Source organism: Bradyrhizobium ganzhouense (genome assembly GCF_049949285.1).
GTDB lineage: Bacteria > Pseudomonadota > Alphaproteobacteria > Rhizobiales > Xanthobacteraceae > Bradyrhizobium > Bradyrhizobium ganzhouense.
The window spans coordinates 4,079,407-4,093,952 of the sequence record NZ_CP181318.1; the positions used below are offsets into that span (position 1 = coordinate 4,079,407).

General features: G+C 63.8%; 9 protein-coding genes. 7 read left to right on the plus strand and 2 right to left on the minus strand.

What is annotated here, in order from left to right; genetic code table 11:
- The first annotated feature begins 30 nt into the window (after positions 1-30).
- The 7 genes from ACLFLU_RS18475 (at position 31) to nthB (ending at position 8,647) form a co-directional block, all read left to right on the plus strand.
- On the plus strand, positions 31-1,929 hold the full coding sequence (locus ACLFLU_RS18475) for a potassium transporter Kup (protein ID WP_426413584.1): 1,899 nt from the start codon (positions 31-33) through the stop codon (positions 1,927-1,929).
- 155 nt (positions 1,930-2,084) lie between these two features.
- Positions 2,085-4,013, plus strand: a complete 1,929-nt coding sequence (locus tag ACLFLU_RS18480) for a potassium transporter Kup (protein WP_426413585.1) — start codon at positions 2,085-2,087, stop codon at positions 4,011-4,013.
- A gap of 171 nt (positions 4,014-4,184) precedes the next feature.
- Positions 4,185-4,511 (plus strand): rhodanese-like domain-containing protein, encoded by a 327-nt coding sequence (locus ACLFLU_RS18485; protein ID WP_426413586.1) that lies wholly within the window; start codon positions 4,185-4,187, stop codon positions 4,509-4,511.
- Positions 4,512-4,518: 7 nt separating this feature from the next.
- Positions 4,519-5,697, plus strand: a complete 1,179-nt coding sequence (locus tag ACLFLU_RS18490; protein WP_426413587.1) for an aminotransferase — start codon at positions 4,519-4,521, stop codon at positions 5,695-5,697.
- Between the two features lie 6 nt (positions 5,698-5,703).
- Complete coding sequence (locus ACLFLU_RS18495) at positions 5,704-6,816, plus strand: polyamine ABC transporter substrate-binding protein (protein ID WP_426413588.1); 1,113 nt, start codon at positions 5,704-5,706, stop codon at positions 6,814-6,816.
- A gap of 536 nt (positions 6,817-7,352) precedes the next feature.
- Positions 7,353-7,991, plus strand: coding sequence for a nitrile hydratase subunit alpha (nthA, locus tag ACLFLU_RS18500; RefSeq protein WP_426413589.1), 639 nt, complete (start codon positions 7,353-7,355; stop codon positions 7,989-7,991).
- The gene (gene nthB, locus ACLFLU_RS18505; RefSeq protein ID WP_426413590.1) at positions 7,991-8,647 is read left to right on the plus strand and encodes a nitrile hydratase subunit beta; all 657 of its coding nucleotides are present in this window, start codon (positions 7,991-7,993) and stop codon (positions 8,645-8,647) included. Before nthA ends, nthB begins: the two co-directional genes overlap by 1 nt.
- 257 nt (positions 8,648-8,904) lie before the next feature.
- On the opposite strand, the gene ACLFLU_RS18510 is transcribed toward nthB, so the two are convergent.
- On the minus strand, positions 8,905-9,081 hold the full coding sequence (locus ACLFLU_RS18510; protein WP_426413591.1) for a LysR family transcriptional regulator: 177 nt from the start codon (positions 9,079-9,081) through the stop codon (positions 8,905-8,907).
- Positions 9,082-9,284: 203 nt separating this feature from the next.
- On the minus strand, positions 9,285-14,456 hold the full coding sequence (locus tag ACLFLU_RS18515; RefSeq protein WP_426413592.1) for a hypothetical protein: 5,172 nt from the start codon (positions 14,454-14,456) through the stop codon (positions 9,285-9,287).
- Between the last annotated feature and the right edge of the window lie 90 nt (positions 14,457-14,546).

The following is a 14,546-nucleotide window of genomic DNA, read 5'->3' on the forward strand; positions in this document are numbered from 1 at the left end:
AATTCCAGGGACGAAGCGTTTTCCACCCTCATGACGGCGAGCATCACACAGGCCGAGACCCAGGAAGGGCCGGTCACCTCGGGCTTTTGGTCTCTCACGCTCGGGAGCATCGGTGTCGTCTTCGGCGATATCGGCACCTCACCCCTCTATGCCTTTCATGAGGCGGTCAGGGGCGCGGCCCATGGCGAGCCGGTCACGCGGCTGATGGTGCTCGGCGTACTGTCGCTGATCCTGTGGGCGCTGCTGATCGTCGTCACCGCCAAATACGTCCTGCTGCTGCTGCGCGCAGACAATAACGGGGAGGGCGGCACACTCTCTCTGATGGCGCTCGGCCAGCGCGCGCTGGGGCGGCGGAGCTGGCCGCTGCTTGCGCTCGGTGTCGTCGGCGCGTCGATGTTCATCGGCGATTCCATGATCACGCCGGCGATCTCGGTGCTATCGGCGGTCGACGGCCTCAAGCTGGCGACGCCGGCATTCGAGCACTATGTCGTGCCGCTCACCGTGCTGATCCTGGTGCTGCTATTCGCGGTTCAGAGCAAGGGGACTGCGCTGGTGGCCTCGGCGTTCGGGCCGGTGATGGTCATCTGGTTCACTGTCCTGGCGGTGTTGGGCGTTATTCATATCGCCGACGATCCGTCGGTGCTGGCCGCGATCAATCCTTACTATGCATTCCAATTCCTGCTGTCGCACGGCACGATCGGCCTGGTTACGCTCGGCGCGGTTTTCCTTGCCGTGACCGGTGGCGAGGCACTCTATGCCGACCTCGGCCATTTCGGCCGCAAGCCGATCCAGTCGGCCTGGATGTTCTTCGTGCTGCCGTCGCTACTGATCAATTATTTCGGGCAGGGAGCGCTGGTGTTGTCCGATCCAAGCGCGATCGAGCATTCCTTTTATCGCATGGTGCCCGAGCATTTCGTGCTTCCGCTGGTTGGCCTTGCGACGGCGGCGACCGTGATCGCCAGCCAGGCGGTGATCACCGGCGCCTATTCGCTGGTTTATCAGGCGGTGCAGCTCGGTCTCCTGCCGCGCTTCGAGGTGCGCTACACCTCCGAAACCCATGCCGGCCAGATATATCTGCCGCGCGTCAACCGGCTGCTGCTGATCGGCGTGATGCTGCTGGTGCTGTTGTTCCATACGCCCAGCAATCTGGCTTCGGCCTATGGTATCGCGGTCTCCACCACCATGGTCGCCGACGGCATCATGGGCTTCGTTGTGATCTGGAAATTGTGGAACTGGCGCGCCGCGACCGCGGCGGTCGTGATCCTGCCCTTCGTCATGGTCGACATGACCTTCTTCAGCGCCAACCTGCTGAAGCTGCTCGAAGGCGCCTGGGTGCCTCTGCTGTTCGGTGTCGCGATGGCGGGGACGATCTGGACCTGGCGGCGCGGCTCGGGGATCCTGATCCAGAAGACGCGCCGGATCGAGGTGCCGCTCGACGATCTGATCCGCAGCCTGGAGAAGCGGCCGCCGCACATTGTCAAAGGTACGGCGGTGTTTTTGACCAGCGATCCCGCCTTCGTGCCGACCGCGCTGCTGCACAATCTCAAGCACAACAAGGTGCTGCACGAGCACAACGTGATCCTCACCATCGAGACCGCGCACACGCCGCGGGTCGATCTCTCCGAGCGCTTCAAGATGGCGAAGATCAGCGAGAAGTTCTCCAAGGTGCGCTTGCGCTTCGGCTTCATGGAGCAGCCGAACGTGCCCAAGGCGCTCGCGATTGCACGCAAGCAGGGCTGGCAGTTCGACATCATGTCGACGTCGTTCTTCGTGTCACGGCGCTCGCTGAAGGCGTCGGCGCAGTCAGGCATGCCGCTCTGGCAGGATCACCTGTTCATCGCGCTCAGCCGCTCGGCCAATGATGCCACCGACTATTTCCAGATTCCGACCGGGCGGGTAGTTGAAGTGGGGACCCAAGTCACCATTTGAACGCTCGATTGGGACGCAATTGGCGGACCCATGCGGATTTTGCATGCCGAGGGCCCAGAATCGGGCTAGGCTATGCCAGCAGCGCAGGACTATAAGCCGCGCGCGCTCCTCCGCCGTTGTGCAGTGAAGCATTTTAGAGGCCACCAGGCTCTCCCATGACAAGTGACGTAGCAGTTCCCGCCCCGGAAACGGCGGCGGCCAATGGGCATGGCGATGCCCACACCACCGCCGGTTTCGGTGCGCTGACGCTCGGCAGCATCGGCGTGGTTTATGGTGATATCGGCACCAGTCCGCTCTACGCGTTCCGCGAGGCGGTGATAGCGGCCTCAGGCGCGGAAGGGGCGCCGACGTCGGCGGCTGTTCTCGGCGTGGTGTCCCTGATCCTGTGGGCGCTGATCATCGTGGTGACGCTCAAATACGTCGTGATCCTGCTGCGCGCCGACAACAACGGCGAGGGCGGCACGCTGGCCTTGATGGCGCTGGCCCAGCGCGCGGTCGGCACTGGCGGGGCGACCATCGTCCTGCTCGGTATCATCTCCGGCGCCCTGTTCTACGGCGATGCCGTGATCACGCCGGCGGTCTCGGTGCTGTCGGCCCTCGAAGGCATGAAAGACGTCACGCTGCGGTTCGAGCCCTATATCGTTCCGCTGACGGTGCTGATCCTGGTGTTCCTGTTTGCCGTGCAGTCGCGCGGCACCGCCCGCGTCGCGGCGTTCTTCGGACCCGTGATGTGCGTCTGGTTCGCGGTGATCGCGATCGCGGCGATCCATCCGATCATCGCGCAGCCGCAGGTGCTGCTCGCGCTGAATCCGTTCTACGCGGTGTCCTTCATGCTCCACCACGGCATCATCGGCTTCGTGACGCTGGGTGCCGTGTTCCTGGCCGTGACCGGCGCCGAGGCGCTCTATGCCGACCTTGGCCATTTCGGCAAGCGGCCGATCCAGACCGCCTGGCTGTTCATCGTGCTGCCGTCGCTGGCGCTGAACTATCTGGGGCAGGGCGCTCTCGTCCTCGGCGATCCCGGCGCGATCGAGAGCCCGTTCTTCCAGCTCTTCCCGCAAGGCATCGTTCGCGGCAGCATGGTCGTGCTGGCCACGGCCGCCACCGTCATCGCCAGCCAGGCTGTCATCACTGGCGCCTATTCACTGACGCGGCAGGCGATTCAGCTCGGGCTGCTGCCCCGATTCGAAATTCGCCATACCTCTGAAGCGCATTCCGGCCAGATCTTCATCCCGCGCATCAACCAGCTGCTGCTGGTGGCCGTGATCATGATGGTGCTGCTGTTCCGCTCCTCCAGCGCTCTGGCCTCCGCCTATGGTATTGCCGTGACCGGCACGATGGTGGTCACCGGCTTGATGGGCTTTGTCGTGATCTGGAAGGCCTGGAAGTGGTCGCCGCTGTGGGCAGCCGCCCTGATCGCGCCGTTCCTGTTCCTCGACCTGACTTTTCTTGCCGCCAACCTGCTCAAGGTGTTCGAGGGCGGCTGGGTGCCGCTGGCGCTCGGCTCGCTCATGATTTTGATGATGTACACGTGGCGGCGCGGCAGCCGGCTCCTGTTCGAGAAGTCGCGCAAGCTCGAATTCCCGCTCGCCGACCTCGTGGCGATGCTGGAGAAGCGGCCGCCGCAGCGGGTGCCTGGTACGGCCGTGTTCCTGACCAGCGATCCCCTGAGCGCGCCGACCGCGCTGATGCATAGTCTGAAACACTACAAAGTGCTTCACGAGAAGAATGTCATTCTCACCATCGAGACCGCGCAGACTCCGCGCATCGATCCGGCCGAGCGGGTGAAGCTGGAGCAGATCAGCCCGACCTTCTCCAAGGTGACGCTGAAGTTCGGCTTCATGGAATCGCCCAACGTGCCGAAGGCGCTGGCGATCGCCCGCAAGCTCGGCTGGCAGTTCGACATCATGTCGACCTCGTTCTTCCTGTCGCGGAGGGCGCTCAAGCCCGCCGCCCATTCCGGGATGCCGCGCTGGCAGGATAGGCTGTTCATCTCGCTCAGCCGCTCCGCCAACGATGCCACCGACTATTTCCAGATCCCCTCTGGCCGCGTCGTCGAGGTCGGCACGCAAGTGACGATTTAAGCTCACGATCCAGGGCCGGGATTCAAAGCGCACTTCAAGTCGCTGCGATTTAGCTTTAACTTGCGCAAGGCAGCTCAAGCCTTTGTAGCGCTTGATTTTTGGTGCCTGAGAGGCGAGGTTGCCCGCCGGCCGGGATCGCCCCGGCGGCGCCCCGCGACGTTGGAGGATGATGTGGCAAATCAAGTACAGGATCTGACCCCCGAGGAGGTTTCCAACGGTGTCGCGGAGGGCCGCTATCTGCTCGTCGACGTCCGTGAGCCGAACGAGGTCGAGGCCGAGGCTTATCCATACGGCGTCGTCGTGCCGCTCTCGACCTTCGATCCCAAGGCGATCCCCGATCCCCAGGGCAAAGAGGTCGTGTTCGCCTGCCGCTCGGGCAAGCGCTCGGTGACCGCCTCGCTCGCCGCCCAGGCCGCGGGCCTGCCTTATGACAAGCATCTGGCGGGCGGCATGCTGGGCTGGAAGGCGGCGGGTCTTCCCAGCAAGGTTGGTGGCTAACGTCGCGATGACCAAGAGCTCTTCGCTGAACAAGGTCTTCGCCGACCTTCCCGTCACCATCTTCGAGGCGATGTCGCAGGCCGCGCGCGACAACAACGCGATCAATCTCGGCCAGGGCTTTCCCGACGATCCCGGCCCCGAAGACATCCGCCGCGCCGCCGCCGACGCCTCGCTCAACGGCTATAACCAGTATCCGTCGATGATGGGCATCCCGGAGCTGCGCCAGGCGATCGCGACCCATTATGGCCATTGGCACGGCCTCAAGCTCGATCCGATGAGCGAGGTGATGGTGACCTCCGGCGGCACCGAGGCGCTGACCTCGGCCATCCTCTCGGTCGTGCAGCCCGGCGACGAGGTGGTCTGCTTCCAGCCGGTCTATGATTCTTACTTGCCGATCATCCGCCAGGCCGGCGGCATTCCGCGCCTGGTGCGACTCGAGCCCCCGCATTGGCGGCTGAATGAGGACATGCTGAAAAGCGTCTTCAATTCAAAGACCAAGGCGGTGCTGTTCAACAACCCCTTGAATCCCTCGGCGGTGGTCTATCCGCGCGAGGACCTTGAACTGCTCGCGCGCTACTGCCAGGAATTCGACGTCATCGCGATCTGCGACGAGGTCTGGGAGCACGTCACCTTCGACGAGCACAAGCATATCCCGCTGATCACCATCCCCGGCATGCGCGACCGCACCATCAAGGTCGGCTCGGCCGGCAAGATCTTCTCGCTGACCGGCTGGAAGATCGGCTTCGTCTGCGCCGCGCCGCCGCTGCTGCGCGTCGCCGCCAAGGTGCACCAGTTCCTGACCTTCACCACCGCGCCAAACCTCCAGGCCGCCGTCGCCTACGGCCTCGGCAAGCCCGACGAGTACTTCCTGTCGATGCGCAAGGACCTGACGCGGAGCAGGGACCGTCTGACCAAGGGCCTCGAAAGCCTCGGCTTCCCCGTGCTGAAGTCGCAGGGCACCTACTTCCTCACCGTCGATTTGTCGCCGCTCGGGCTCAACGAGAGCGACGCCGAATTCTGCTGGCGGATCGTGAAAGACTACAAGGTCGCCGCGATCCCGGTCTCGGCCTTCTACGAGCAGGACCCCGTGACCTCGGTGGTCCGCTTCTGCTTTGCCAAGAAGGACCAGACGCTCGACACCGCGCTGGAGCGGCTGTCGGACGCGATACGCGGGCGCAAGAGGTAGACCGAGATGACGAATGTCAGCCGCTTCAGGCTTTGCCTTGGTTTTGCAATCGCCGCAGCGCTGACTTTGCTCTCGCCTCCCGCAGGCGCCGAGGAGCGCGTCGTCAACTTCTACAACTGGTCGAACTACATGGCGCCGGAGGTCCTTGAGGCCTTCACCAAGGAGACCGGCATCAAGGTGGTCTACGACACCTTCGATGCCAACGAGACGCTGGAGACCCGCCTGATGGCCGGCAAGTCCGGCTATGACGTCGTGGTGCCCACCGCCTATTTCCTGCAGCGCCAGATCAAGGCGAACATCTTCCAGAAGCTCGACAAGTCGAAGCTGCCGAACCTCGCCAACGCCTGGCCGATGGTGACCAGGAATCTCGCCACCTACGATCCCGGCAACGACTTTGCCGCGAACTACATGTGGGGCACGACGGGCATCGGCTACAACGTCGCCAAGGTGAAGCAGATCCTCGGGCCGGACGCGAAGATCGACAGTTGGGACATCGTCTTCAAGCCGGAGAACCTGGCGAAGTTCAAAGACTGCGGCGTGCACATGCTCGACTCCGCCGACGACATCTTTCCGGCGGCGCTGAGCTATCTCGGGCTCGATCCGAACTCGACCAGGCAGGCCGACCTCGAGAAGGCCGCCGACGTCGTCGCCAAGGTCCGCCCGTCGGTGCGAAAATTTCACTCGTCCGAATATCTGAGCGCGCTCGCCACCGGCGAGATCTGTTTCGTGGTCGGCTGGTCCGGCGACATCATGCAGGCGCGCGCCCGCGCGGCTGAGGCCAAGAACGGCATCGAGATCGGCTATGCTATCCCGAAGGAGGGCGCGCAGATGTTCTTCGACAATCTCGCGATCCCCGCGGATGCCAAGAACGTCAAGGAAGCCTACGAGCTGATCAACTATCTCTATCGTCCGGACGTCGCCGCCAAGAACTCGGACTTCCTGTCCTACGCCAACGGCAACCTCGCCAGCCAGAAGCTGGTCGACCCAAAGATCCTGAACGACAAGAACATCTATCCGGACGACGCGACGCTCGCAAAATTGTTCGTCATCACGGCGCGAGATCCGGCTACCCAGCGGATCATCAACCGGCTCTGGACCAAAGTGAAGACGGGGCGGTAGTCGTTTTCGGGACCGACCCGGAAACTCATTTCCGCAAAACAACCCCATGCACAGTAGAACCGCGATCGTCGTGTTGGCGGCGGTGATGGTGCTTAAGTCAAGCTGCGGCTTGGCTGAATCGACCCGCGTGCGAAAAAGACTCTAGGCTCCTCGTGCGCTGCACGAAGTGAACTTTCGAGCACGTCGCTGAATCAGGCTCCGGTCATTTGACACGTCGGGCAAAACACCTGCAGAATGACATCGTCGCCATCAGGTCCAGACACCGCTCTCGATGCGAAGCATCGCGTGAGCAGGGCGTTGGCGTCGCCCTTCGCGCCCCCTTATTGAGATCGCCCGCAGTATGGCTTGAACCACAGGGGTTTCGCCAGACGCAGCTCTCCCAGACAGGCTTCGGTCGGGCGCTTACGGGTAGAAGCGGACGTCAGCCAGCCGCCCATCTCCGCTGAAACTGAAACCGTCGAAAATGACCCGACTCGGACTGCGCGCGTTTTGATGCTATACCTGCTGTAATCGAACCAGCGGCGATGGAGTTTTCCATGGCGAGCAGCCGCGACGACGATCACGTACATCACGACCAACACGGCTCGGAGCTGTCCGAGGTCCAGCTTCGCGTTCGCGCGCTGGAAACGGTGCTGACGGAGAAAGGCTACATCGAACCGGCGGCCATCGACGCCATCATCGAGGCCTATGAGACCAAGATCGGTCCGCGCAACGGCGCCGCGGTGATCGCCAAGGCCTGGACAGATCCGGCATTCAAGAAGGCGTTGCTGGACAACGCCACCAAAGCAGTTGCCTCGATGGGCTATCTGAGCGGGGCCAGCGACTATCTGGTGGCGGTTGAGAATACACAAAAGCGCCACAACATGATCGTGTGCACGCTGTGCTCCTGTTATCCGTGGGAACTGCTTGGCTTGCCGCCGACCTGGTACAAGTCCGCGCCGTACCGGTCCCGCGCCGTCAAGGACTCTAGAGGCGTGCTGGCCGACTTCGGCGTTACCTTGCCGAAGGACACAGAAATTCGGGTGTGGGATTCGACCGCCGAAACGCGCTTTATTGTGCTGCCGATGCGGCCCGCCGGCACGGAGGGCTGGAGTACAGAGCGGCTCGCCGAACTGGTGACGCGCAATTCCATGATCGGCACGGGCCTCGCCCTCAATCCCGGGGAGAAGCCCTGATGGACGGCGTGCACGACATGGGTGGCATGGACGGCTTCGGTAAAATCGAGTCCGAGCAGAACGAACCTGTCTTCCACACAGCTTGGGAGGGCCGCGTGCTGGCGATGGCGCGCGCGATCGGATATGCCGGCGCATATAGCGCCGACCATTCTCGCTTTGCACAAGAACGGCTCCCGCCGACGACCTATCTGACCGCGTCCTATTACCAGCGCTGGCAACTGGCGATGGAACAGAACCTGCTGGAGCGGGGATACGTAACGGCCGAAGAGCTCACCTGCGGCCACGCATTGCAGCCGGCGAAGCCGCTCAAGCGCAAATTGACCTTCGAGGTGGCCAGCGCCGCGCTGGCACGCCCGTCGTACCATCGGCAACAGCAGGCTCCGCAGCGCTTCAAGCCGGGTGATCGCGTTCGCACCAGGAACATCCACCCGATCACCCATACCCGGCTGCCGCGCTATGCGCGCGACAAGCTCGGTGTTGTCGAGAGTTGCCGCGGCTCCCAGGTCTATCCAGACTCTGTCGCGATCGATCGTGGCGACGATCCGCAGTGGCTCTACACCGTGGTGTTCACCAGCCGAGAACTTTGGGGCCCCGACGCCGACCCGACGATCACGATCACAATCGACGCGTTCGAGCCTTATCTCGATCCAGTGTGACGTGATATCCATCGATCCGCACGCCACGCAAACGTATCCGTCGCAATCGTAAATCCATCAATAACCGACTATCAGCTTGGATCTGGAATGATTGCGATTGAATAGCCTGTCTTGCTGTGGCGCTTGAGTCGGGATTGGCCCTTCGTGACGGTTTACGCAGCACGGGGATACATCCGGAGATAGGGCTGAACCGGAAGTCGTCGGCTCGTGCCCAGACTGGCGCTGTTGACCGAGAGGCGACACAGATGGCGAAAATCTCAACCCGATCGAAAACTCCTTGCCGCTCCCCCAAACAAGTTCAAAAAGTTGCGGACCGCAAGAAAATCCCGGCCAGCGTCCGTTAGTTCGACACCACGCGCTTTGCGGTGAAAAAGCTGAACATCCAGTTCACTTTCTATCGCTCTGATCTGCCGGCTGAGAGGCGGTTGCTGCATATCGAGCCGCTCTCAAGGAGCGCGGGATACGATCGCATACGCTTGTCCAGCAACAACGCACTGACGGCCTCGCATCGGCTTTACGAAAGGATGGGCTTCCAGTGCACCGCCTCATGGGACCCTGGCGGTGAGGCTCACTCCCGCTACTACGCTCTCCGCATATGAAAGACCATTTCCGAACCATCGCGAGAGCATGGCGCCGCCTACCACTCATACCGCAGCGTGCCCTTGCCGGCGTATGAGCGCGTCACGTTGGAGAACTCGCCCTCGAAGCTTGCAGCCGTCGACCACCCGTTCAGCCATTTCATCTCCGCGGAGGCGGTGGTGAGGGCGGAGTCGGCTGCCGGTCGTGCACCGCCGACGACGAAGCTCGCACCGGGGAGCGCCTGGAATGTCGCGGCCACGATGCGATCCGGATTGAAATCGTGCGCCCAGGCGGCGCGGCTGCGCAGGGTGAGCACGCCGTTTTGCATGGCAAAGGATTTGTCGGCGCGCAGGCCGAGCTCGCTGCGCGTGTCGGTCACGCTCTTGGCGGCATAGGCCAGCGCGAAGGCATTGTTGCCGGAGACGACCGTTTCAGCATAGGCCGGGAGGTTGAACGTTGTGAACTGGCCTGCGGCATAAGGGGTGAGGCCGATGCCGCCAGCCCACGGCGTGACGAAGCGATAGCCGACTTCGAGCCGGCCGCTCCACGCATTGGCGTTGAACTCGGCGCGCAGCCGGTCAATTCCGGCGAGCGTCACCGTGCGATCGGTGGTGACGTCCTGCCAGCCATAGGCAAGCGCGGCGGAGATGTAGCTCGGGCCGCTGGTGTGGCGGAGGTAGGCGCCGGCCTGGAACAGGTCGGAGCGGCCGGTGCCACCACCGGTCACGGAGAAGCTGGTGCCGCCACCGGCGAGCGCGAAGCCGGCCAGCGTCTGCGGCGAGAAAGCGTATTCGGCGCCGGCGGCGGTGCCGAACAGACGGCTGGTCGCGCTGTTCGAGCCCTGCGCGGTATTGCCGTCGGTGGTCTGCGATCCACCGAAGCCAGCGGCCCACACGTTCCAGCGCTGTTCGAAGGTCGGCGCCTTGGCCAGCATGGCATAAGCATCGCGCGCGGCGGCCACCGGTGCGTTGTCGGCATAGGCCGGCGGTGCGGATGAACCGGATTCGCGGCTCGTGCTGAAGGGATCGGTGAGCAGGCCCATGAACTGGCCCATCGCCTGGAAGGTGGTCTGCTGCGAACCCGCCGCGGTCTCGCCGGACGCCTGCGTCAGGCCGGCGGCCGTGAGCCCGCTATAGACCAGCGAAATGCCGCCATTGCGGTTGAAGGAACCGATGATGGCATTGCCGACCTTCTGCTGGTTGCCGGAAAGGCCGCTGCCCGGCGGCGCAACGAAGTTCAGGATCAGGTTCAGATAGGCGTGCGTGCCGTCGTAGCTCAGCTCGGAATGGAAGTTCGACGACAGATTGGTATTGACCAGCGTGCCAAACTTGCCGCTGACGCTGCCGGCGGTCAGGATGGTGTACTGCTTGGCGACGTAGCTGCCCGACGCGAACACCGCGTTGACGGTGGCGCCACCCAGTGCCGCCGTACCGGTCACGTTGGCGAACGAGGCGGTCGAGGGGTTGATCTGCACCAGATAAATTGCGCCGGAGGCGAACGCGAGGCTGCCGGTGACGGACGCGGACGAGCCTGCGACGGTGGTGCCGGGCGCATAGGTGCCGCCGCTGTTGACGTTCAGCGTCGCCGTCGAACCGGTGCCGGTCAGGATGCCGCCGTTCACTACTGTCGTTCCCAGGATCGAACCTGAGTTGGTGGTGGTGCCTGACGCGTTGGTCAGTCCGCCGCTCAGCGTGCCGGCGTTGGTGACTGTGCCGCTGTTGGTCACAAAGCCGGATACGGTGCCGCCGGCGTTGTTGATGAAGCTACCGGCGTTCGCAATCGTGCCGGTCCACACCGCGTTGTTGGTGATGGTGCCGGTGTTGCTCGCGACGTTTGCGACGTAAGTGCCGTTGTTGGTCACGGTGCCGGCGTTGTTGAGGGCGTCGCTGATGCTGCCGCCCGCGGAAACCACAATCGTGCCTGATGAGGTGTTGGTGATGCCGCTGGCCGTCGCCGTCAATTGTCCGGTACTGGCGACCGTGATTGCGCCGCTGTTGGTCAGAAGACCCTGAAGGATGTAGTCGCCGCTCGCGTTGATCGCCAGCGTCGCGCCGTGGGCGTTGGCAAAGGTCGAGTCGCTCGTCACGGTGCCGCCGACATTGAACACGCCGTTGGCATTGTTGGCGACGACGCCGTTGACCACGCCACCATTGGCGTTGACGGTGGCGGTGTTGGTGAGGCCTCCCGCAATGGTGTTGGTGGTCGTCAGCGTGCCGCCGGAGACGTACACGCCGCCGTTGAGCTGGCCCGCATTGGTGGTGGTTCCGGTGTTGGTGAAAAGGCCGGCGACGGTGCCGGTGGCGTTGTTGAGGAAAGTCGCCGCGTTGGTGGTGCCGCCGGTCGTCATCACCGCGCCGTTGTTGGTGAAGGTGCCGGCATTGTTGGCGATGGTGGTGGCGCTGAGCGTCCTGCCGGAGGAGACGCTGACTGCTGAGGCGGACGTCGAATTATTGATGAAGGTCGTAATGCCGGTGAAACTGCCGCCGGAGACGGCGAGCGCCGCCGTGCCGCTATTGGTGAAGGTGCTGTTGGTCGTGAGCGCGCCGGTCACCGTGAACGAGCCGGTGCCCTGGTTGGCAATGCCGTCATTGACCGCGCCGGCCGCATTGACGGTGCCGTTATTGGTAAGGCCGCCGTTGACAATGCCGGTGGTGGTGAAGGTTCCCGCACTTCCGTTCGCGATGCCGCCGGTCGTCGTCACCGTGCCGTTGTTGATGAAGGTGCCGGCATTGTTGGCGATGGTGGTGGCGCTGAGTGTCATGCCAGAGGAGACAATGACGGCCGACGCTGATGTCGAATTGTTGGCGAGGGTGGTGATGCCGGTGAAACTGCCGCCGGAGACGGCCAGCGTCGCCGTGCCGCTGTTGGTGAAGGTGCTGTTGGTCGTGAGCGCGCCGGTCACCGTGAACGAGCCCGCGCTCTGGTTGACAATGCCGTCATTGACCGCGCCGGCCGCATTGACGGTGCCGTTATTGGTGAGGCCGCCGTTGACAATGCCGGTGGTGGTGAAGGTCCCCGCACTTCCGTTCGTGATGCCGGCGGTCGTCGTCACCGTGCCGTTGTTGGTGAAGGTGCCGGCATTGTTGGCGATGGTGGTGGCGCTGAGCGTCATGCCGGAGGAGACGCTGACTGCTGAGGCCGACGTCGAGTTATTGATGAAAGTCGTAATGCCGGTGAAACTGCCGCCGGAGACGGCGAGCGTCGCTGTGCCGCTATTGGTGAAGGTGCTGTTGGTCGTTAGCGCGCCGGTCACCGTGAACGAGCCCGCGCTCTGGTTGACAATGCCGTCATTGACCGCGCCGGCCGCATTCACGGTGCCGGTATTGGTGAGGCTGCCATTGATGGTCCCGGTGGTGGTGAAGGTTCCCGCGCTACCGTTCGTGATACCGCCGGTCGTCGTCACCGCGCCGTTGTTTGTGAAGGTGCCAGCATTGTTGGCGATGGTGGTGGCGCTGAGCGTCCTGCCGGAGGAGACGCTGACTGCTGAGGCCGACGTCGAGTTATTGATGAAGGTCGTAATGCCAGTGAAACTGCCGCCGGAGACGGCGAGCGTCGCTGTGCCGCTATTGGTGAAGGTGCTGTTGGTCGTGAGCGCGCCGGTCACCGTGAACGAGCCGGTGCCCTGGTTGGCAATGCCGTCATTGACCGCGCCGGCCGCATTGACGGTGCCGTTATTGGTGAGGCCGCCGTTGACAATGCCGGTGGTGGTGAAGGTCCCCGCACTTCCGTTCGTGATGCCGGCGGTCGTCGTCACCGTGCCGTTGTTGGTGAAGGTGCCGGCATTGTTGGCGATGGTGGTGGCGCTGAGCGTCATGCCGGAGGAGACATTGATCGCCGAGGCTGAGGTCGAATTGTTGGTGAGGGTGGTGATGCCGGTCATGTTGCCGCCGGTCAGCGTCAGCACGCCGTTGTTCTGGTTCGTGATGTTGCCTGTGACGGCGACGTTGCCACCGAGCACCTTGATGTTGCCGTCATTGACGATGCTGTTCGTTCCCGAAGACAGCGTCGCCGTTCCGGTGGGACCGTTGAAATTGATCGTGCCGCCGCCAAGATTGTTCACCGCACCGGCGTCGACAATGGCACCGCCGGCGCCGACATCGATGACCGCGTTGTTGTTGAGCGTGTTGCCGACGCCTTGCAACGTCGCCCCGGCGCCGATGCTGATCGTGCTTCCATTGTTGTTGATCGTCTGGGCGCTCAGCGTACGGCCGGCGCCGATGGCGATGGTGCCGTAGTTCGTCAGCGTCGTGATGCCGGTTGCGTCATTCGCCGCCGTTGCCCCGGTCACCGACATGGTGACGCCGCCATTGACCTGGACCGTGCTGTTGAAAGCGCCTGCCATCGTCGTGGCGCCGCCGAGTTCGATCGCGCCGATGTTGCTGCCGGCGAGCGCCGTGATGCTGTTGACGCCGCCGGTGATGACGATGGCGGACGAAAGCACGCCGGTCCCACCGCCAAATGGGCTCGTGTTGGCGGCACCCTGCTCACCGCCGGCGATCGTACCGCTGTTCACGATCGTCAGGTTCTGTCCGATGATTCCGTAGCCGCCGGCCTGCGGCCTGTTGGAAATATTCACGTTCTGGAAATCCGTGCCGCCGCCACCGCCCTTGATCGAGCCAGAATTGGTGATCGTCAGCCCGGCGGAAGACGTCGCGGTAACGCCATTGCCGCCGCGCCCGCCGGTGCCATCAGCGGGAGAACTCGGAAAGGGGAGGCCCGGACCGACACCCGCGCCACCGCCGCCGCCATTGCCGCCGGCGATCGTGCCGGTGTTGACGAGATTGCTGCCCGTCGTGGCGATGACGCCCGACCCGCCGCCGCCACCACCGCCGCCGGCTCCATAGGCGTAGCTCGGGCTGAAGGCCGAACCGCCAAAGCCGCCGTTGCCGCCGTTACCGCCTGTGATCGCGGCGTTGTTGGTCAAGTCTGAGCTCAAGGTGAGTCCGGCGCCGCCTGCTCCACCGCCGCCGCCGCCCGATGCATAGCCGCTGTAGCCCTGGCCACCCCCACCGCCCTGATCCGAGCCGCCGCCGCCGCCGCCGGAACTATTGCCGCCGGGCCCGGTCCCGCCGCCGCCGTTCGAGCCTGTGGTCGAGCCATCGCCACCGAGACCTGCCGCGCCACCTCCGCCTGCTGTCGAACTTGATCCGTTACCGCCACCCGCGCCGTTGGCGCCCGTGCTTTGGGCCAGCGCCGGCGGCGTCGCTACCAATGCCAGGGCCGTTGACACCAAAAAGAGCGCCCGCAAGCGGTGCTTGCCGCCAAATTGATCCGCTGCCGCCACTGTTGCGTTCCCCCGCCGCGCGGCACGGATCAGCCT

Coding starts and splice junctions, on each gene's coding strand:
- ACLFLU_RS18475 (WP_426413584.1), top strand. CDS start 31: ATGACGGCGAGCATCACACAGGCCGAGACCCAGGAAGGGCCGGTCACC.
- ACLFLU_RS18480 (WP_426413585.1), top strand. CDS start 2,085: ATGACAAGTGACGTAGCAGTTCCCGCCCCGGAAACGGCGGCGGCCAAT.
- ACLFLU_RS18490 (WP_426413587.1), top strand. CDS start 4,519: ATGACCAAGAGCTCTTCGCTGAACAAGGTCTTCGCCGACCTTCCCGTC.
- ACLFLU_RS18495 (WP_426413588.1), top strand. CDS start 5,704: ATGACGAATGTCAGCCGCTTCAGGCTTTGCCTTGGTTTTGCAATCGCC.
- nthA (WP_426413589.1), top strand. CDS start 7,353: ATGGCGAGCAGCCGCGACGACGATCACGTACATCACGACCAACACGGC.
- nthB (WP_426413590.1), top strand. CDS start 7,991: ATGGACGGCGTGCACGACATGGGTGGCATGGACGGCTTCGGTAAAATC.
- ACLFLU_RS18510 (WP_426413591.1), bottom strand. CDS start 9,081: ATGCAGCAACCGCCTCTCAGCCGGCAGATCAGAGCGATAGAAAGTGAA.